We start from the raw sequence: 19,863 nt of genomic DNA on the forward strand, positions 1-19,863 counted from the left end.
AAAAACGTTGTAGAGATTTTTCTACAACGTTTAATAATTTTTAAACTAATTCTCTAAGAACTTGAATAACGCCATCTTCTTCATTGGATTTAGCGATATGTTTAGCAATCGCTTTTAATTTTTCAATTCCATTACTCATCGCATATGATTCTTCACTGTTTAATAATAATTCATAGTCATTCATTTGATCACCAAAAGCCATACATTCTTCTTTACTAATATGAAAATAATTTTGAATAAATTTTAACCCTGTCCCTTTATTAACACTTTTATTGAAAATATCAAACCAGATTGTCCCAGTTGTAACAGCTTGTAAATGATCAGGTAGATGATCTTTTATCATATCAACATATTTATCAGATTCTTCATTAAAATCAGCTATAGAAAATTTCATGATTTGATCATCAATAGCTTTATAATCATCAATAAAAACATAATTATGAAGAAATAATTTCAAAAAATCTTCTTTATCTCGAAATTTATTAGAGATATAAGAATGCTTTAACCCACAATAAACAATCATTAGATCTTCAAATCCTAATAACAAATTTAAAATATTTTCTTTATCATCTTGTTTTAATATACTTGTATATAATACTTTGTTTTGATATACGATTTTATTACCATTTTCAACAAGATACACAAGATCATCTTTTATTAGATCAAATCTATTTTTAACAAGTTCATATTGATTTCCAGTAGCAATAACAAACTTAATATTTTTTTCTTTTAACTTATAAAATATATCATAAAATTCTTTATTAAAACTCTTATCCTCTCTTAATAAAGTACCATCTAGATCAGTTGCAATCAATTTAATCATAATCCTAACTCCTTTATTCTAATAACAGTATTTATTGTATACTAAAAATAATTATGAGTAAATTTAATATTTTGAAAATAATATAAAGAAAAGATTTTTCCAAATTAAAAAAGCGTTATCCGCTTTTTTAATCAAAAGTTACATATTGATTTTCTAATGGTGGAACAACTTCCAATTGACCAACAGTTAAGATTGGGATATTTACCTGATATTCTGGATCATAATTTATAGAAATTTTTCCTTCAACAACGATCCATTCTTCAGGAATAAGTTTTTTAGCTAAAGGACTAATACAGATCAATCCAATTAATGAAGTATCTTCTTCACAGCATACCATTGCCTGGCGTCCTAAAACGAAACCGTTTTCAACCAAACGATCTAAACCAATAAATTTACCTTTTATCCTAATTGTTTTATCGACATATTTATCAGGATGATCCAGCGCATCCATACAAAAAATCCCAAAATCATGATCTTTTATTTCTAAATAATCTTTATTGATATCAAAAGGCAATTCTTCTCCGGTATTCATCGTATCAATCGTCCCATTAGGGAATTCATAAATAATTTGTGCATTACTATTAATTGCTTTAATATTATTTCTAAGCATTGATTTTTTAATATTAGCATCATAACGATTAAAAATAACTAAATCACTAAATAATACTTGGCCATACACTAAAGAACGCATGTTATTTAAATACATAGGAAAGGTAGTTGTATCAATAGTAGTTAGTACTTGAGCAACGAACCAGTTTTTAGGAATTATCTCTTTAACAAAGATATTTAAGTCCATCATACCATTTGCTTCAATTATAATTTGCGTTGGTCGAAATTCTAATTCTAAATGTATTAAATCATTTGTAGTGAAATTTTCATGATCTAAAGTAACTAAAGAAGTGTGAGATTTTTTTAAATAAGTTTCATCATAAGCAATTTCACCTTCTTCAAAGCTAATTAATAAAGTGTCTTCATTACTATAAAAATCAGGATTCATTAAAGTATCATTGATAAATGAAGTTTTACCACTATCAAGAAATCCTGTAAAAATATAAACGCGGATATCCATTAGACTACCTCATCAAATAGAGTTTCTAATTTTGATTGATCAAGATTTTCACCAATAACACAAATTCTACCAGTAAAATCAGCTTTACCTGTACGGATTTCATATTCTCCAGGAACTAGATCAAAATACCACCAGTTCTCTTCATCACTATCAACATAACCTTTTGCTCTTAAAATATTACCATATGTAAGATCAGTACTTAATTTTTTAAGAATATTGTCTAATTGTATTTTTGAATATTTTTTTGGTGTCTGTTTACCCCAGCTTGTAAAGACTTCATCAGCATGATGATGTTCATGGTGACAACAACAATCGTGGTGATGTTCATGGTCGTGATCGTGGTGATGGTGTTTGTGTTCATGATGATGTTCGTGGTCATGATCATGGTGATGACCACATTCAGGACAAATATCTAATTGCTCTAATAGTTCATTTTGAAGATCATCACTATTACTAAACGCGTTAATTATATTTTCCTTAGTTAATTGATCCCATGGTGTAGTAACGATATTGACTTTAGGATTAAAGTTTCTAATAATTTTTAAACATTCATCAAGCTGAAATTCAGTAATATCTTGAGTTCTGCTCAAGATAATCAATGAAGCATACTGAATTTGATTATTGAAAAACTCACCAAAATTTTTAGTATATAAACGACATTTTTTAGCATCGATAACAGCAAGATAATTATCTAGAACAAGTTTATCGCTATGAACGTCATTAACTGCTTTAATTACATCAGATAACTTACCTACTCCAGAAGGTTCAATGATGATTCGATCAGGCTCATAAGTTTCTAAGACTTCTTTTAATGAAGCTTCAAAATCACCTACAAGACTGCAGCAAATACAACCAGAATTAATTTCAGTGACTTCAACTCCGGCATTATTCATAAATGTTCCATCAATACCTATTTCTCCAAATTCATTTTCAATTAAAACTATTTTTTCTCCTTGATATACTTCATTAACTAATTTCTTTATAAGAGTTGTTTTACCAGCTCCTAGAAAACCAGATATAATATCTACTTTTGTCATTTGTTTCATCTCCTATCTGCCAGTATTATAACACTATGATTTTTAGGGTTCAAATATTGTAATCGATAGAATTATAACCAAAATTGAAATATCTAAAAATAAAAACTTACAAAATCTTTTTAAATGTGTTATATTATTTAGGCAATGAGTATTCTTTTATGGATGTAATTCCGATTGTAAAGGAATACTTTTTTGTATTTTGAGGAGGTTAAAATGAAATATCAAGTAATTACAATTGGCCATGAATATGGTAGTGGTGGCCGTAAGATTGGAAAATTATTAGCAAAAAAATTAGGCTATAAGTATTATGATAGTAAAATCACAGCACAGCTAGCTAAAGAAAGTGGTTATGCTTCAGAATTTGTAAAAGAAAATAGTGAGTATGGCGATACAAATACTATTTTATTTGGATTTAATAATTGGTCTAGCGGGGGGATTACGCCAATTGATCAATTATATGTATTACAGCGCAATTTAATAATTAAATTGGCTGATCAAGAGCCTTGTGTAATCGTTGGACACTGTAGTGATTATATTTTAAGAAAAAGAAATGATTGTCTTAATGTTTTTATTCATAGTGATATTGAAGTTAGAGCTAAAAGAGTAACGGATGAATATCATGAGGATTTAAAAAATCCAATCAAGGAATTGGATAAACGTGATAAAAAGAGAAAGACATATTATCGTTATTATACTAATGGTAAATTAAATGATTTGTCTAATTATCATTTATGTATTGATAGCAGTAATCTATCATTAGATGATTGTGCTGATATTATTTATGATATGGTTATGAAAACTAAATAGTGATTCAATGAGTAGCTAAGGCGTAAATCCAATTGAGATTTACGTTTTTATTTTAAGGAGTGATTATATGGAAATGAAAAATAAGATGGGCTATGTTCCAATTAATAAGTTAATGTTTACAATGGGAGTGCCAATGATTTTATCAATGGTTGTCCAGGCGTTCTATAACATTGTTGATACTTTTTTTATCTCAAATATTACTTCGTCATCAATTGCTGATTTAGCTGATTATGCAATTAATGCTTTAACATTAGCATTCCCAATTCAAATGCTGATGGTTGCTATTGGTGTAGGTACTGGAGTGGGAGTTAATTCATTATTATCAAAATATTTAGGTGAAAAGAACTATGAAAAAGCTAGTTTAGTAGCCGGAAATGCAATTTTTACTGCTATTTGTATGTATATTTTGTTTTTAGTTTTTGGTTTCTTTGGAGTTGATATATTTTTAAAGAGTCAAACATCTAATGAGTTAGTGTTATCTTTAGGTTCATCATATTTAAAACTTTGCTGTATTTTATCTTTTGGATCAATTGGTTCAATGATCTATGAAAAACTATTACAAAGTACAGGAAAAACACATTTATCAACTATTGCTCAATTAGTAGGAGCAGTAACAAATATTATTTTAGATCCAATTTTAATCTTTGGGTTATTTGGTTTACCTAAAATGGATATTGTAGGAGCAGCTTTAGCAACAGTTATTGGACAAATTTTAACACTAGTTTTAGATATGATCTTCCATTATTATTTTAATAGAGAAATTGATGGTAAATTAGTTTATTTAAAACCTAATAAAAAGACTATTATTGGGATATACAGAGTTGGAATTCCAGCAATTATCATGCAATCATTAATGTCTGTTATGTCATATGGAATAAATATAATTTATGGTTTAGTTAGCGAAACAGCGGTTACTGCATTTGGTATTTACTACAAGATTCAACAATTTGTTTTCTTTGCCGCTTTTGGAATAAATAATGCAATGATTCCAATAATTGCATTTAACTATGGAAAACAAGATAAAAAACGGGTTAAAGATGGAATCAAATATGGGATTATTTATACTCTTGTTTTAATGGCGATAGGATTGTTATTTTTAGAAATATTCGCTGAGCCTCTAGCTAAAGTTTTCTCTTTAAATCAGGATTCAACAAAAATGACAGTTTTAGCTTTACAAATAGTACCTTTAGGATATTTGTTTGCAGGTGCTAATATCGCTTTCCAAGGAATTTATCAAGCTTTAGGTTTTGGAATAAAATCATTAATATTATCATTAGTCAGATTGATCATCGTGACATTACCGGTAGCATGGATCTTTACATTATTTAGTAATGCTGATATGATGATCTGGTGGGCTTTTCCGCTTGGTGAGCTGATAGCATTTATTTTAGGATTATATTTCCAAAGAAAAATCAATCAAAATTGTATTAATAAGATAAAAGATAATTAAGGATATATACTGCGGTTATATCCTTTTTTATTTAATAGTTAAATAATCTTTTCTTTTTATAAAATGAGAAAATTAGTAACATAAGTTAAATTATGTTAGAATATAAAATATAGAGGAGGTAATACTTATGGGTAAGAAAGTTATAACTATTGCTAGGGAATATGGTTCAGGGGGCCGGCTTATTGCTCAAAAAGTAGCTGAAAAATTAGGGCTGGTTTATTATGATAATGAAGTTATTGATTTAGCAGCGAAAGAAATGGGATTTAATGTTGATGTAATAAGAAGAGTATCAGAAGAAAAAGCATCGGGATTTATGTATAGTTTATCATCAAGTGCTTTTACATTACCGTTAAATGATCAAGTATTTACAATGCAGTCAAAAATAATTCGTCATCTTGCAGATTGTGATGATTGTATTATTGTTAGCGGATGTGCTGATTATATTTTAGAAGATTATGATAATGTATTGAAAGTTTTTATTCATGCACCATTAGAATCAAGAATTCGTCGTGTTAAAGAGAGTTATAAAGAAAAGCATGATGATTATAAAAAATATGTAATTAAAAAAGATAAAACGAGAAGTAATTATTATAATTATTATACGACCAAAAAATGGGGACAATTAAAAAACTTTGATTTAACAATAAATAGTGATTTAGGAATTGATAAAGTGGCTGAGATAATTGCAAAAATATATCTAGAGGGTAATTTCTAATGGCAGCGGAAAATAAAATGGGGGTAATGCCGGTAAATAAATTATTAATTTCAATGTCTTTACCAATGATTATTTCAATGCTTGTCCAGGCTATGTATAATATTGTTGATAGTGTATTTGTAGCCCAAGTTAGTGAAAATGCATTAACTGCTGTTTCTTTGGCTTTTCCATTACAAAATTTAATGATTGCTTTTGCAAGTGGAACGGCAGTTGGTGTAAATGCGTTGTTATCTAGGAGCTTAGGAGAGAAAAATCAAGATCAGGTAAATAATACCGCAACAAATTCAATTTTTGTCTATATTATTACAGCTTTAATTTTTATGATCATTGGTTTATTAATGTCAAATTTATTTTTTAGAATTCAGACATCAAATCAAGAAATAGTTGATTATGGAACAGCGTATGCAATGATCGTTGTTGGATTATCGGTTGGTTTATTTGGACAATTTTTGTTTGAACGCTTATTACAGGCGACAGGAAGAACTTTATTTACAATGCTAACACAAAGTGTTGGCGCAATTATTAACATTATTTTAGACCCGATTTTTATCTTTGGAATGTTTGGAATGCCAAAAATGGAAGTTGCTGGAGCGGCACTTGCTACAGTGACTGGGCAAATAGTTGCCTTTACGTTAGCATTGATTTTTAATATCAAATATAATCATGATATTACTTTTCAGTTTAAAAGATTTAAACCTAATTTACATATTATTAAACAAATTTATTCTGTAGGCATTCCTTCAATCATTATGTTATCTATTGGTAGTATAATGACCTTTGGAATGAACACTATTTTAATTACTTTTTCAACTACTGCAACAGCAGTATTTGGGGTTTATTTTAAATTACAAAGTTTTGTCTTCATGCCAATCTATGGTTTAAATAATGGGATGATTCCAATTATTGCTTATAATCTAGGGGCTAGAAAGAAAGATAGGATGTTTAAAACGATCAACCTAGCAATAGTTTATGCCATTGGAATTATGATTATTGGCGTAATTATTTTTGAATTTATTCCTCAAACTTTATTAGCTTTTTTTAATGCTTCGCCAGATATGATTAAAATTGGAACAACTGCCCTTAGAATAATAGCACTTCATTTTGTTTTAGCAGGATATTCAGTTGTATGCAGTGCTGTATTTCAAGCAGTTGGTAAAGGTACCTATAGTTTATTAACATCATTAATTAGACAATTATTTGTTTTATTGCCAACAGCCTATATTTTATCTTTATTTGGAAATATAGATCTAATTTGGTTATCTTTTCCAATTGCTGAAGTAGTGGCCGTAATTATTTCTGCATTTTTATTTGCAAGGATAAAGAAGCATTTAAGTTTTTAAAATACTGATGTTATTATACTGTAAAATATGATTATATTATGGTAGTTATAATTGTAGAAAGATTTTTTCTGTAGTATAATAGATATAGATTAGAGGTGTCAGTATGAATTATATTGAGTTGGATGAGGTTGATTCAACCAATGAATACGTTAAAAGAAATATCGATAAATTACCTGATTTTAGCGTAGTGAGATGCAATCATCAAACTGCTGGACATGGACGAAATGGACATATTTGGGAAAGCCAAAAAGGACAAGATCTCTTAATGAGTATCCTTATCAAAGAATTTAAAAATCCTCAAGATTTGTATAAATTAGCACAAATAGCATCTTGTAGTGTAGTTGAATTATTGGATAGATACGGAATCGAAGGAAAGATAAAATGGCCAAATGATATTTATGTTGATGATTTGAAGATTTGTGGAATTTTGGTTGAAGCTTTGCATCAGGATGAATCAGATGCAGTAGTTATTGGAATTGGTTTGAATGTAAATTCAATAAGTGGTGAATATGCATCAATGAAAATGAAAATGGGACAAAATTATTTAATTAAACCAATTATGATTACGATATTAACTTATTTTAAAATTTATTATAATCTTTATCAACAGGATTGTTATGATCAAATCTTAGATCATGCTAATGATATTTCTTATTTAAAAAATAAAAGAGTTCAGTTTCAGGATTATGGATTAGTAACTTTTACTAAATTGAATGAAGATGGAACGGTAGATTTTGTTGATAGTAATTATCAAAAATATAAAATTTCTGTTAATGATATTTCTTTACATAGAAAATAAAATAATAAGAATTATAAACTATTCTAGTTTGTGATTCTTTTTTATTTTTAAACATGCATAGTATAAGTAAAATTGCTCAACCTAATTATGAAGGAGGAATTTTATGAATAAACCACCAAAAATGATTTCAACTAAAGATAGTGGTTCATTTAACGATCAGTTAAATAGTATTGATGTTTTATGCAAAAAGTTAAATTCATATGAAGAAAGTGTAGAAGATAGTGATATTAAGATGACACTAAGCAGGGTAAATAGTACTCTTAAAAATCATTATAGTGAATTGTTGGGGTGTTTGAATAATGGATAATAATCCACCAAAACAGCCGATCCTTCCGAATGAAAATTCATTTAATGATTATGATAAAATAAATGATATTTTATTATGTTTAAAATCATTATTAAGTGACTATACGACCTTCATTATTGAAAGTTCAAATCAAGAACTTGCAAATAAACTTATTAGCATTCAAAAAGAAGTTTATCAAATTCAACGTGAAGTATTTGATGTAATGTATTCAAAAGGCTGGTATCCACTAAAACAAGAAACACCAGAAAAAATTCAAAAAATTGTTCAAGAATACACTACTAAAGAAGCACAGTTAGCATAATTATTGTTAAAATGACAGATTAATAATTTATACAACGAAAGGGACCTAAAGTTTAGGCCCTTTTGTTGTATAGAGATATTTTTTATTTAAATTAACTCTATTTATAAATACAAGTAGGATTTTTTGTTCTAAATTTATATTTTTTCGTTATCTATCAATATAATTTATGTAAAATATCGCTAAAAAATCATAAAACTTTATAATAAAAGCAATTATATTTTTTTTAATTAGACGGGAAATAAAAAAATGATACAAATAGTAAAAAGGATGGAGGAATCAAGTAATTTGTATATTATTTATTTAAGAAGAGTAAAATTTTATTTTTTAAAAATAGAGAAAGGAAGTAATATAATAAAGGTTAAAAAAGCAGGAGCGTTATTGTTAACTATTGCTGTTGCAGGTTCTACAGTTGCTACTGGGTACCTTTACCAACATTTACTTCTGAAACTTTTAGTGAACAATTAACTAAAGTTGAAAGTGCTGTAGAAGGTCGGATTACATTTTTGGAAGATAGGCTTTTCCGTTATAATGTAGATTCTACAGGAAATTTTAGCGAATACGTAACACGCAAGTAGAAGTAGATGCAGCCTATGAAAACCTAATGGCTAATATCAATGGATTAGAAGTAGTTAAATCAGGAGACACAACTGCTGCAATAGATACAGGCGATACAACAAACTTATTATATCCACTTGCAGGACTTGCAATTGCAACTCTAGCGTTCTATGGAAATAGAAAAAGAAGATATAGATAAAAAATAATTTAAAACAAGACTTACAGTGTAGGTCTTGTTTTTGATTAGATATAAAAATGTTTATTAATTATAATTTTAATTGTAAGATATAATTATAGAGAAGAGGTGATTTAAATAAAAGTTAACGATAAAGTGGGAATAGTTTGTTGTTCAAATAGTTTATATAATACTATTCGAGATAAAATAGAGTTGTTAAGAGATGTTTTAATTCAATTGGGATTGAAACCCGTTTTTAGCCAATATATATATGAAAACGAGATAGATTTTAAAGATTATGGAAAATATCGAGCCAAGGTATTGATGGATTTTTATCAAGATGAAGAAATTAAAGCTATTTTTGACATATCTGGAGGAGATATCGCGAATGAAATTCTACCTTATTTAGATTTTGAAATTATTAAAAAAAGTAATAAGTTATTTTGGGGATATAGTGATTTAACGACGATTATAAATGCTATTTATGCTAAGACAGAAAATAAGTCGGTTTTGTATCAGATACGGAATTTAGTATCAAAGGAAAATGTAATTCAAGTAAATAATTTTTCAAAGACGCTTTTTCAAAGTAAAAGAGATTTATATGCTTTTGAGTATGAATTTATTCAAGGAAATCATATGCAGGGAATTGTTGTAGGTGGAAATATTAGATGTCTATTGAAATTAGCGGGAACTATGTATTGGCCTGATATGGATAAAAAAATATTATTACTTGAAGCTCGAAGTGGCAATGTTAATAAAATGATAACTTATTTAAGTCAATTAAAACAGATGGGAGTATTCGATAAAATTAATGGAATCATATTGGGTACTTTTATGGAAATGGAAAAATCGGAATGTCTTCCAACAATAACAGAATTAGTTAAAAATTATGTAAATGATGATTTAGCGATAATAAAAACAAATGAGATCGGTCATGGATGTGATTCTAAAGCTATAGTCATAGGAGAAATGGTCGAGTTTGTAAAATGTTAGATTTTGATTTAAGATTGTTATTTATAAATTAAATATCAATAGTGGAAATGCTTAATGGTTTTAGGTTATAATATAACTATATATTATATAAAGGAATGTTGATAAGATGAAAAAATTTAAAAAGATTGTATCAGTTGTTTTAGGCTTGTTAATTATCTTGAATGTAGCCGGATGTACTCAAGAAGAAACTAAGACAACAACAAAAGTAAAAGATTTTGATGCTTATATCGAAAAATTGCCAACTTTATTGATGGCAGATGACGATATGAATCTTGAATTCACGTTTGAAAATCCAAGTAACTATGGTTTTAAAGAAAAATTGTTAAATTTACCGTATAGTGATGAGGATGATTACAAAGAAAGTAAAAAAGAATGTGAAAAGATTCTTAAAGAATTAAAATCATTTGATTATGATAAGCTGTCTGATAGTCAGAAATTAACTTACGATATTTTAGTTGATTCTTTACAAAGAAGTGCTTATCAATATGATTATTATTATTTAGATAATAGCTATTTAGGAAGTTTTATTAGTTTTCAAGCACAATTACCATTATTATTAAGTGAATTCACATTTGAACGTCAAAATGATTTAGACAGCTATTTTCATATTTTAGAAACTGCTGAAGAAACATTTTTAAAGTATGCAGAAGTTGAAAAGAAACGCCAAGAAAATAATTCTGGATTAGCTAAAAACATATTAGAAAAAACGATTGAACAGTGCCAAAATTACACTAGTGGAAGTGATGATTATTTAATTGAGCGAATCAATCAAAGAATAGATCAAGTAGAATTTTTAAATGATGAAGAAAAGGCAGCTGCTAAACAAAAAAATCAAGAATTAGTATCGGTTAATTTAAAAAATGCATATACAAGTTTAGGAGAAGAGCTAAAGACAATTACACCAACTAATCAAGATAATAAAGGATTATATTTTAGTCCTGATGGTAAGGAATATTATGAAGCAATGCTTCAAGGTAGAGTTGGAACAGATATGACAGTTGATGAAGTAAAAGAATATTTACAAAATAAGCAGATTGAATTGATCATGGAAGCTAGAACTCTATTAACTGATAATCCTGAATTACAAAATGTAACAGGTTTTTCAGATCTTGTTTATTCTGATTTCACTTCTGTAGAAGAAACCTTAGATTATTTAAAGACAGTTATTTTTCAAGATTTTCCAGAAATAGATAATTTAAATTATGAGATTATTACAGTTCCTGATGCTTGGAAAGATAACTTTTCTCCAGCTGCATATTTACAAGGGAAAATTGATGCTCCAATTGATACGCCAGAGTTGATTTATATTAATGGTGAATATTCACAAACTTTATTTGACACAATTGAACATGAAGGATATCCTGGACATATGTATCAACATACGTATTTTAAACAACAAGAAAATATACCAACAGTCCGTTATTTAATTGATTACAATGGTTATAGTGAAGGATGGGCTACTTATGTTGAATGGAATGGCTATAAATATGCTCCTGTAGAAGATAAAACACTTTTAGAATATAAAAGTTTAAATGATCGTTTAACATCTGTATTTATTTGTTTAATGGATATTGGCATTCATTATGATGGCTGGGATTATGATGATTATGTAGATTATTGGAAAAATAATTTTGGTGAAGTAAGTGAAGATACAATGCTTGAACAATATAATTTGTTTATTGAGACACCTACAAATTATTTACAATATTATTTATCAGGCTTTTTATTCCAAGACCTTTATAACAAAGCTGAAGAAGAATTAGGTGAAAAATTTTCATCAGTAGATTTTCATGATGTAATTCTATCTACTGGACCGTCTTCATTTGATATATTAGAAAAACAAGTTGATAGTTTTATTAGTAAAAAAAGTAAGTAAAGTTTAGTAAGCTAAAATGTTTAAATGACTCTAGTGTGTGCCTTTAATAGTTATAGTGAAGAGTAATAAAATAGACTGTGTAAGTTAAGAGATTTTTGATCTTAACTTCACAGTTTTTATTTACGTTATAATTAAATTAGGAATATGAAAATGATAAAAATTTATAAATTATGTAAATGATAAAATAAGAAGTAAATATAGGAGCTTTTTGATTACTTAGAAAATGAATGAGACATAACTAATTTGTATCAAAGCATAAAAAAGCAGAAAAAGGTTAAAAATTTTACTTTTATGATTGAAAATATTATTATTTTATGCTAATATTTGAATATAGATTAATCAGATTGTTACTTTAAGTAGGCAAGACTAAATACTAGATATTTTAGTCTTGCTTTTTTGTTTGTAATAAAATGATTTCTAAAAATGATAGAAGGGAAGGTGAAAAAATTAGATATTTATATTTTATAGATTGGAAAATTTTATAAATTAAAAGGGGAAACGTATATGGAAAAAATAATAAAAAAAGGATTATCAATTATTTTGCTCTTTTCAATGATGTTATCATGTTTTTCGCAAAAAATTGTTTTAGTCAATGCCGTTGAAGAATATGAAAATATTGCATTGAATAAACCAGTTATTACATCGAGTGTAAGACCTGCCCGTTCAGAATTAATAGGGGCATTGGCTGTTGATGGAATTGATGACAATGAAAGTTCTCGTTGGAGTTCTAAGATGGCTACTGGTTTAGGTGAAAATGAGGGGCCTTCAGAAGATGGAACAGTAGAACAATGGATTACTGTTGATTTGCAAAATGTATATGATTTATTGAGAGTTTATATTTCTTGGGAAAATGCATATGCAAAATCATATCAAATACAAACTTCATTAGATGGTAATAATTTTACTGATCTATATGTAAATACTGATGCAAAAGGGGGAAAACAAACAATTGAAAAGGATGCTTTCATTAGCGATACATCAGCAAGATATGTACGTATCAAATGTAATGAACCAGTGAAAGCTAGTTGGGGCTATTCAATTTATGAAATTAAGATAAATGGAGCCCAAAAAGACAATGTAAATTTAGCTCTATCCAAAGATGTATCATATTCGGGAGTCGAAGGGGGAAAAGTTGGCGAAAGTTGGAAATATCCTCAATTTGTAGGAGAAAAAGTAGTAGATGGTGACGAAACAACTAGATGGTCAGCTGATAAAACAGATGATCAATGGATTATAGTAGATTTAAAAGAAGTAGAGATATTATCTCAAGTAAATGTTAATTTTTTCAGAGAGCCTTTAGAGTATACTGTTGAAATTTCTAAAGATGGTAATGATTATACAACAATTTTAGATGTAAAAGATAACCCAATGATCAATGTTGAAAATATGCGTGAGATTGTTTTTGATTCTCAAGAAGTAAGATATATAAAAGTTAATCAAACAAAAATGTTTACGAATCCTAGCAATAATAATAAATATGGTGGAAGCATATTTGAAATTGAAGCATATAGATATGCAATGTTAGAACCAGAGATTGAAACTGCTAAGATGGCACTTACAAAATTAGAATCTGAGGGATTTGAATTACCGGAAAATTCTAATGAAAAAATTATTTTTTCAGAAGCAATTACTAAGAATTTTGATGTAGAGATTTATGGTTCAGATTATCAATCAATCATTAGTTTAGATGGAATTTATTATCAGCCTTTAGTTGATAAAGATGTTCATATCATGTATAAAGTTACTAATAAAAATGATGAAAATGATATTGCAATAAGTAGTAATGACAATAAGATTCATATTTCTGGTAAATATGAAGATAGTGGTAAAAATGAATTTCCAAATGTAATTCCTTCAATTCAAGAATGGCATGGTGATAGTGGAAATTATTCTATTTCTAAAAATTCAAAAATTATTTACGATGATGAAAGTTTAGAAGTGCAGGCAAATATTTTATCAGGATATTTGAATAAATTAGTAGGATTAGATGTTGATGTAAAAAAAGGAACTGATCCTGAAAAGGTTCTTACTCGCTTATGGGTAAATGAACTTATTAGACAGCACAAGAAATTGTGCTGTTTTTGTGTTCTAAAATATCAATTAGCTTAAAATCTTTATTATTCATTAAAAATGGTATGTAACATTTCCTAAAAAGATTGACTATTTTACTTCTTCCATATAAAATACGTTTGATGAGTTTGAATTTGTTGTTGTTTCCTTCAACAAATCCCGAACTATATGGATAAGATATTGCGTTCTTGATCGGGGCAATATCTTTTTCTATACCTTCTATAAATCCTTTTAATACTGATTCTCTATAATTATCAATAAACTTATCTAGCTGATCAGTATCTGCCTCCTTGATCGTGCTGTAAAACGAATCATATATTTTTTCTAGTTCAGTTATAATTGGATATCTTTCCTTGATTATTTGAATGTTTTTTTCAACTGTTTTATTTTTCTTTGTTTTCTCATTTTTAGTTGTTATGTATTTTAATATTTCATTTCTTTTTATGATGATGATATTATCTGGATATTTATACTTAATATACCACCCCATTGAAAGAGAAATACTAAAATTATTTTTTAATAAGTATACAATTCTGTTATCCAATGACTTCCACGTACCTTTATATCCTTTCATAATGACATAGCTAAAGATTATTTCTGGCTTTATTCCATCCAGGATCATTTTATAGATCATATTGATATAGTCATCTGTAGCTGTTTTTCTTTGTTTGTATTTCTTTGGACTGTCCAACAATTGAATATCCTCTTCACTCATATTTACATATTTTTTAGCTACAATATTTGATATTGAAAATTCTTTAGCTATTGTTGTGTATTTCTTTTTTTCGAGTTCCTCCCATCTTTTTTGAATGTCAATGATCATTTTCTGTTTTTTTTACGGCTTTCAGCCTGCTGTCTGTGTTGTTTATCGTTTTTATCATAACATACCGCATCAAAATCAATCATATTTCCTTCTTTATCAACTGGCATACTGTTGTCATAGTCATATTTTTCAAGTTCCTTTGAATTTGGATCGATTTTTAATGCTGGAACCTTTTGAGGTTCCTCTTCCAGTACCTTTCCATCTTTTATGAATACTGTTTCCGGTATTTCCGTTTTAAAAATATCTTTTATTCTGTCAATTAAATTTTGAAGAAGATGAAATCTGTCTGCAATCTGGATACATTCAGGTAAAACTTCACTGATTGCAGAAGCGTATGCACTTGCTCTGTCACGTGTGGCAATCTTTATTTTTTGATGATTTTTTAGCCATTCAACAACTGTTTCCTTATCTCTTCCATCTAAAAGCGCAATAAGATGATGATCTTCCATATCATATATGGCAGTTGCATAAGCCTTTCCTTTTCTCATCGCCACATCATCTATTCCAATAGACTCGACATCAGGGTCATCTTCAATAATGATCTTATCAGTCAGGCGTTTGATAGAGTCATTGCTTACATTGACCCCAAGAAGTTTCAGTACTTTACTGGCACCTTCATTGCTTAAAAAGAGAGAAACTGCAAGGATAAGACAGTTAAGCTCATATGTTCTTCTTTGAGAGGGAGAAACAAAAGGAAGATTCTGCATAATAACCTTTCTATTGCATTTGTCATTAGTACAGTCATATTTATAAGCAATCACATCAATAAAAGTTGTTTTATTTCTAACAGGATAAGCCTGAATCATTCTATGATAGGTATTATGTAAAGAACTTGTAGGAGAACCACATACAGGACATACATCATCATGAGAAGTCGCTTTCACATATATTATGATTTTATTATCTGATTCTTTCCAGTCATAGACAATGAAGTCATTACCAAAGATTTTTTCATTCAAACTGATTTCATTATATTTCATATGTATCACCATCCATACATATATTGTATCAAAATGCCCAAAAACAAGAAATACAAACTAAAGAAAAACAGCACAATTTCTTGTGCTGTCTAATAAGTTCATTTACCCATAAGCGAGTAAGAACCCCTGAAAATGGTGATATCTATCTTTCATTAACAGATGAAGATGATGTAGCAATTCTTGGTGATGAAGGATATATCATGACAGTTGATGATTATATCACTATTAATTCAACTACACTAAATGGTGTGTTTTATGGTGGTGTTACAATTGTACAGGCATTATATTTAAATTTGGATGAATTAACAATTCCTAAAGGGATAGCACATGATTATCCAAAATATGAAGTACGATCAATTGCTTTAGATATTGCACGTTCTGAAATTAAATTAGATTATATTAAAGAAATCACAGAGATGCTACCTTTATTTAAAGTAAATGAAATTGTTATGCATATTAATGATGATCGTGGTGATAAAATTACTAACTCAGAAATAGGATCAGAAGGAAATATTCAACAAGCAAAAGAATTATCATCATTTAGAATTGAAAATGACAAAAATATTGGTAGTCATTCATATCAAATTTCAAAAGAAGATTATATTGAATATCAATTAGATGCAGCAAAATATGGAGTTAGCGTAATTACAGAATTGGATGCACCAGCTCATAGTGCCGTATTTTCTCTACTTCCAGAAATGCATGATAATATGTATGATGTTCGTCATTTGAAAATATTAGATGATTCTTCAACTGATGTTAATAATGCTACTTTGCATCAGCCTACAATTGATTTTGTAGATGAATTAACTCAAGAGTTAATAGGAAACGCTCCTGGAGATGCCGTAATTCAAACACCAATTTTCCATTTTGGAACAGATGAATATAATTCTGCACCTATATATTCAGAAGCAATGCAGCAATATATTAATCATTATACTGAGTATATTCAAGATCGTGGTTATGAAGCAAGAGCATGGGCGTCTAGTGATGGAAGTTCTGGTTTTAAAGGCTATGTAACCCCACAAAATAAAGAAGTAACATATTATTTATGGGCTCCGTACTGGGCTGATGTTAAAAAAACAGTTGCTAATGGTAATCCAATTATTAATTGTTCTGGATCTTGGTTATATATTGTTCCTGGTGGAAATAACAACTATAATAATTATTTAAATATTGAAAAATTATATAATGAATGGAGTGTTAATGATATTACTACTACTCGTGGAAGTGGTGGTGCAGTATTACCGATTTCACATCCACAATTAAGAGGAGCATCAGTGGTACTATGGAATGATGATGGATTCTTATTAGATGGCGTTAGTGATTTTGATATTTTTGATCGGTTAAAATATGGTATTGCTTTAATTGGTGAGCGTACTTGGTATGGTGAAAAGACGGAAGGTCAGTCTTATGATGAATTTAAAACATCTTATGAATATTTATTAAAAACAGGACCAAGTGCTACAAGTAATCCTGCTAGATATGTTCAAAGTAAGACAGAGACAGTAGTTGATATTGATTTTGAGACAATTAGTGATAATAAAGCAGTAGATGTTAGTGGAAATGATTATAACGGTATATTGAATTCTACTACAGCAAAGGGAATATCTGGAAATGCTTTAGTATTAGATGGCGATTCTTATTTACAGATGCCATTTGATAGTATCGGTTTTCCAGCTACTGTATCATTTGATATTTATATTGATGAAAACACATCAAAAGATGCCACTTTATTTGAAGGAAACGATGGTAAGATCAGTCTTAATCAAAAAAATAAAGCTGGTGAATATACGGGTAAATTAGGATATGAACGAGATGGATATACATATGTTTTTGACTATGAAGTGGAAACAGAAAAATGGTTAAAAATTATGATAACTGCCGATAAAGATGGTACTAATCTTTATGTAAATGATAAATTAATTGGTGCTGGAAAAAGAACAGAATTTGGAAGTTATGTTACTAAGAATTTATCAACATCAATGATATTGCCAACAGAAAAAATAGGTAATGGTATTATTGGAAAACTTGATAATTTTAAAATCGCTAATGAAAAAATTGAAATTGCTGGTCCAGAAAATATTGTATCTACAGCAATTGATGCGGTAGCAAGCAATGTTTATAATGAAAACTTTACAGGAATTAAAGCAATCGACGGTTCTTTATCTACACGCTGGGCAACAACTAATGATATTACTAGTGCGACTTTAGAATTAACATTTGATGAAGAAGTATCAGTAAATCAAACGAGAATCGTAGAATATAAAGCAACATATAATTATATCACAAGTTATAATATAGAGTACTGGAATGGTGAAAACTGGGTTGTTGGACATAGTTATAATGTTGATAATTCTGAAAAAAAGGCTGTTGCTGGTGTAACGAATGGATATGAATTTGGCAGTCAGTTTGATACTATTACAGCTTCAAAAATTAGATTAAATATTATAAGTGCATCACGACCATCAATTTTTGAATTTGAATTATTTTATAATGAAGATACTGTGATAGATGTAGATAAGGATGATTTAGAAAAAGTAATCAATGATGCAAATGAGCGTAATAAAGATGATTATACTGTATCTACTTATAATTCAATGGTAGAAATATTAAAATATGCTAAAGAAATTTTTAATACCGATTATATTACTCAATCACAAATTGATGAAGCAGCAAATGCGCTTAATGAGGCATTAAATAATTTATTAAAAAGAGCTGATATTACAGAAGCTCAACATTTATTAGAAGGTTATGATGATTTAAATGGTGAATTATATAATGAAGCTAGCTGGTTAGTATTTGAAGAAGCAAGACAAAATGTAAATAATGCAATTCAAGATCCAAGTGAATTATCACAAGGGCAATTGGATGATTTATGCAATAAATTAATTGATGCATTTATGGCATTAGAATTAAAAAATAATGCTAATAAGTATGCCTTACAAATTGCTATTGAAATGGCTGAAAAAGCAAACTTAGAAAATGTTGTACCAGTTGTAGTAACTGAATTCAACGAAGCTTTGACAAATGCACAAGAAGTATATGCAAAAACTAATGCCACTCAAAGTGAAGTAGATAGTGCTTTTGCTCGACTAGCTAATGTAATGCAGATGTTGGAATTCTACAAAGGAGATAAAACAGCATTACAAAAACAAATAGATCAAATCAATTGCTTAGATGAAAGCAAATATATTGAAACTACATGGAATGCAATGTTACCAGCACTAGATAAAGCTAATGTTGTATTGGACAATGTTAATGCAATGCAGGATGAAGTTGATGAAGTATATACAGAATTAGTAAAAGCGTTCTTGAACTTAAGATTAAAACCAAATAAAGACTTATTACAAGAGTTGATCAATAAGGCAAATAACTTAAACGCTGCAAATTACAGTGCTAAAACATGGGCAGTAGTCGCAGATGCTTTAAATGAAGCAAAAGCGGTATTAGAAGATCCAGAAGCAACACAGGATCAAGTAGATACTATAAAAGATGTTTTAACAAAAGCAATTGCGGGATTACAAGTAGAAATAAAAGAAACTAGTAATCCAGTAAAAGCAGGTGATTCAACAGCAAGTGTCGCTACTGGTGATACTACTACAATTATGCCTATTGTTTCAATTGGTACGTTATCTGCTTTGATGGCTCTATATCAAATTAATAAAAAGAAGAAAGTTCAGTGTTAAGTATAAAAACTTAGTGAATATTAAATAACAAGGGTATCCAGTTTATTATTGGAT

The 19,863-nt window shown here is 28.5% G+C and carries 18 protein-coding genes; 13 read left to right on the forward strand and 5 right to left on the reverse strand.

Annotation, left to right across the window (positions count from 1 at the left end):
* Positions 1 to 40: 40 nt before the first annotated feature.
* The 3 genes from OC535_RS10925 to OC535_RS10935 form a co-directional block, all read right to left on the reverse strand.
* Positions 41 to 823 (reverse strand): HAD family hydrolase, encoded by a 783-nt coding sequence (locus tag OC535_RS10925; RefSeq protein ID WP_498823832.1) that lies wholly within the window; start codon positions 821 to 823, stop codon positions 41 to 43.
* A gap of 127 nt (positions 824 to 950) precedes the next feature.
* On the reverse strand, positions 951 to 1,892 hold the full coding sequence (locus tag OC535_RS10930; RefSeq protein WP_498823833.1) for a TIGR03943 family putative permease subunit: 942 nt from the start codon (positions 1,890 to 1,892) through the stop codon (positions 951 to 953).
* A complete protein-coding gene (locus tag OC535_RS10935; RefSeq protein ID WP_498823834.1) occupies positions 1,892 to 2,929 on the reverse strand; it encodes a CobW family GTP-binding protein in 1,038 nt (345 codons plus the stop codon). The genes OC535_RS10930 and OC535_RS10935 overlap by 1 nt, the downstream gene beginning before the upstream one ends.
* Before the next feature lie 213 nt (positions 2,930 to 3,142).
* Between OC535_RS10935 and OC535_RS10940 the strand changes: the two genes are divergently transcribed.
* The 12 genes from OC535_RS10940 (at position 3,143) to OC535_RS10995 (ending at position 14,356) form a co-directional block, all read left to right on the forward strand.
* A complete protein-coding gene (locus tag OC535_RS10940; RefSeq protein WP_024722016.1) occupies positions 3,143 to 3,736 on the forward strand; it encodes a cytidylate kinase-like family protein in 594 nt (197 codons plus the stop codon).
* Between the two features lie 67 nt (positions 3,737 to 3,803).
* Complete coding sequence (locus OC535_RS10945) at positions 3,804 to 5,186, forward strand: MATE family efflux transporter (protein ID WP_498823836.1); 1,383 nt, start codon at positions 3,804 to 3,806, stop codon at positions 5,184 to 5,186.
* A 127-nt stretch (positions 5,187 to 5,313) separates the two neighbouring features.
* Positions 5,314 to 5,901 (forward strand): cytidylate kinase-like family protein, encoded by a 588-nt coding sequence (locus tag OC535_RS10950; protein ID WP_024722015.1) that lies wholly within the window; start codon positions 5,314 to 5,316, stop codon positions 5,899 to 5,901.
* Positions 5,901 to 7,241 (forward strand): MATE family efflux transporter, encoded by a 1,341-nt coding sequence (locus tag OC535_RS10955; protein ID WP_024722014.1) that lies wholly within the window; start codon positions 5,901 to 5,903, stop codon positions 7,239 to 7,241. Before OC535_RS10950 ends, OC535_RS10955 begins: the two co-directional genes overlap by 1 nt.
* A gap of 103 nt (positions 7,242 to 7,344) precedes the next feature.
* Positions 7,345 to 8,040, forward strand: a complete 696-nt coding sequence (locus tag OC535_RS10960) for a biotin--[acetyl-CoA-carboxylase] ligase (protein WP_024722013.1) — start codon at positions 7,345 to 7,347, stop codon at positions 8,038 to 8,040.
* 103 nt (positions 8,041 to 8,143) lie between these two features.
* Positions 8,144 to 8,347, forward strand: a complete 204-nt coding sequence (locus OC535_RS10965) for a hypothetical protein (protein WP_024722012.1) — start codon at positions 8,144 to 8,146, stop codon at positions 8,345 to 8,347.
* A complete protein-coding gene (locus OC535_RS10970) occupies positions 8,340 to 8,648 on the forward strand; it encodes a spore coat protein (protein WP_227052474.1) in 309 nt (102 codons plus the stop codon). Before OC535_RS10965 ends, OC535_RS10970 begins: the two co-directional genes overlap by 8 nt.
* Positions 8,649 to 8,894: 246 nt before the next feature.
* Positions 8,895 to 9,113 carry a hypothetical protein gene (locus OC535_RS10975; protein ID WP_024722010.1) on the forward strand — a complete coding sequence of 73 codons (219 nt, stop codon included), beginning with the start codon at positions 8,895 to 8,897 and terminating at the stop codon, positions 9,111 to 9,113.
* 136 nt (positions 9,114 to 9,249) lie between these two features.
* On the forward strand, positions 9,250 to 9,402 hold the full coding sequence (locus tag OC535_RS10980; protein WP_081721157.1) for an LPXTG cell wall anchor domain-containing protein: 153 nt from the start codon (positions 9,250 to 9,252) through the stop codon (positions 9,400 to 9,402).
* Between the two features lie 132 nt (positions 9,403 to 9,534).
* Positions 9,535 to 10,371: a S66 family peptidase gene (locus OC535_RS10985; RefSeq protein WP_498823837.1), complete on the forward strand. Its 837-nt coding sequence runs from the start codon at positions 9,535 to 9,537 to the stop codon at positions 10,369 to 10,371.
* A gap of 106 nt (positions 10,372 to 10,477) precedes the next feature.
* Positions 10,478 to 12,247, forward strand: coding sequence for a DUF885 domain-containing protein (locus OC535_RS10990; protein ID WP_498823838.1), 1,770 nt, complete (start codon positions 10,478 to 10,480; stop codon positions 12,245 to 12,247).
* A gap of 504 nt (positions 12,248 to 12,751) precedes the next feature.
* On the forward strand, positions 12,752 to 14,356 hold the full coding sequence (locus OC535_RS10995) for a discoidin domain-containing protein (RefSeq protein ID WP_498823839.1): 1,605 nt from the start codon (positions 12,752 to 12,754) through the stop codon (positions 14,354 to 14,356).
* Here the strand turns inward: OC535_RS10995 and OC535_RS11000 are convergent.
* Together OC535_RS11000 and OC535_RS11005 are read right to left on the reverse strand one after the other, a co-directional pair.
* Entirely contained in the window at positions 14,301 to 15,140 is an 840-nt protein-coding gene (locus OC535_RS11000; RefSeq protein WP_498823495.1) for a transposase, read from the reverse strand. The two genes, OC535_RS10995 and OC535_RS11000, sit on opposite strands and share 56 nt — an antisense overlap.
* Positions 15,137 to 16,120, reverse strand: a complete 984-nt coding sequence (locus OC535_RS11005) for an ISL3 family transposase (RefSeq protein WP_498823494.1) — start codon at positions 16,118 to 16,120, stop codon at positions 15,137 to 15,139. Before OC535_RS11005 ends, OC535_RS11000 begins: the two co-directional genes overlap by 4 nt.
* An 80-nt stretch (positions 16,121 to 16,200) precedes the next feature.
* On the opposite strand from OC535_RS11005, the gene OC535_RS11010 reads away from it, so the two are divergent.
* Complete coding sequence (locus OC535_RS11010) at positions 16,201 to 19,809, forward strand: family 20 glycosylhydrolase (protein WP_498823840.1); 3,609 nt, start codon at positions 16,201 to 16,203, stop codon at positions 19,807 to 19,809.
* Positions 19,810 to 19,863 lie beyond the last annotated feature (54 nt).

The sequence above is a fragment of the Clostridium sp. Marseille-Q5894 genome (assembly GCF_946902305.1).
Classification (GTDB): Bacteria; Bacillota_I; Bacilli_A; order Erysipelotrichales; family Coprobacillaceae; genus Thomasclavelia.

Coding starts and splice junctions, on each gene's coding strand:
- OC535_RS10925 (WP_498823832.1), bottom strand. CDS start 823: ATGATTAAATTGATTGCAACTGATCTAGATGGTACTTTATTAAGAGAG.
- OC535_RS10930 (WP_498823833.1), bottom strand. CDS start 1,892: ATGGATATCCGCGTTTATATTTTTACAGGATTTCTTGATAGTGGTAAA.
- OC535_RS10935 (WP_498823834.1), bottom strand. CDS start 2,929: ATGACAAAAGTAGATATTATATCTGGTTTTCTAGGAGCTGGTAAAACA.
- OC535_RS10940 (WP_024722016.1), top strand. CDS start 3,143: ATGAAATATCAAGTAATTACAATTGGCCATGAATATGGTAGTGGTGGC.
- OC535_RS10945 (WP_498823836.1), top strand. CDS start 3,804: ATGGAAATGAAAAATAAGATGGGCTATGTTCCAATTAATAAGTTAATG.
- OC535_RS10950 (WP_024722015.1), top strand. CDS start 5,314: ATGGGTAAGAAAGTTATAACTATTGCTAGGGAATATGGTTCAGGGGGC.
- OC535_RS10955 (WP_024722014.1), top strand. CDS start 5,901: ATGGCAGCGGAAAATAAAATGGGGGTAATGCCGGTAAATAAATTATTA.
- OC535_RS10960 (WP_024722013.1), top strand. CDS start 7,345: ATGAATTATATTGAGTTGGATGAGGTTGATTCAACCAATGAATACGTT.
- OC535_RS10965 (WP_024722012.1), top strand. CDS start 8,144: ATGAATAAACCACCAAAAATGATTTCAACTAAAGATAGTGGTTCATTT.
- OC535_RS10970 (WP_227052474.1), top strand. CDS start 8,340: ATGGATAATAATCCACCAAAACAGCCGATCCTTCCGAATGAAAATTCA.
- OC535_RS10975 (WP_024722010.1), top strand. CDS start 8,895: ATGATACAAATAGTAAAAAGGATGGAGGAATCAAGTAATTTGTATATT.
- OC535_RS10980 (WP_081721157.1), top strand. CDS start 9,250: ATGGCTAATATCAATGGATTAGAAGTAGTTAAATCAGGAGACACAACT.
- OC535_RS10990 (WP_498823838.1), top strand. CDS start 10,478: ATGAAAAAATTTAAAAAGATTGTATCAGTTGTTTTAGGCTTGTTAATT.
- OC535_RS10995 (WP_498823839.1), top strand. CDS start 12,752: ATGGAAAAAATAATAAAAAAAGGATTATCAATTATTTTGCTCTTTTCA.
- OC535_RS11000 (WP_498823495.1), bottom strand. CDS start 15,140: ATGATCATTGACATTCAAAAAAGATGGGAGGAACTCGAAAAAAAGAAA.
- OC535_RS11005 (WP_498823494.1), bottom strand. CDS start 16,120: ATGAAATATAATGAAATCAGTTTGAATGAAAAAATCTTTGGTAATGAC.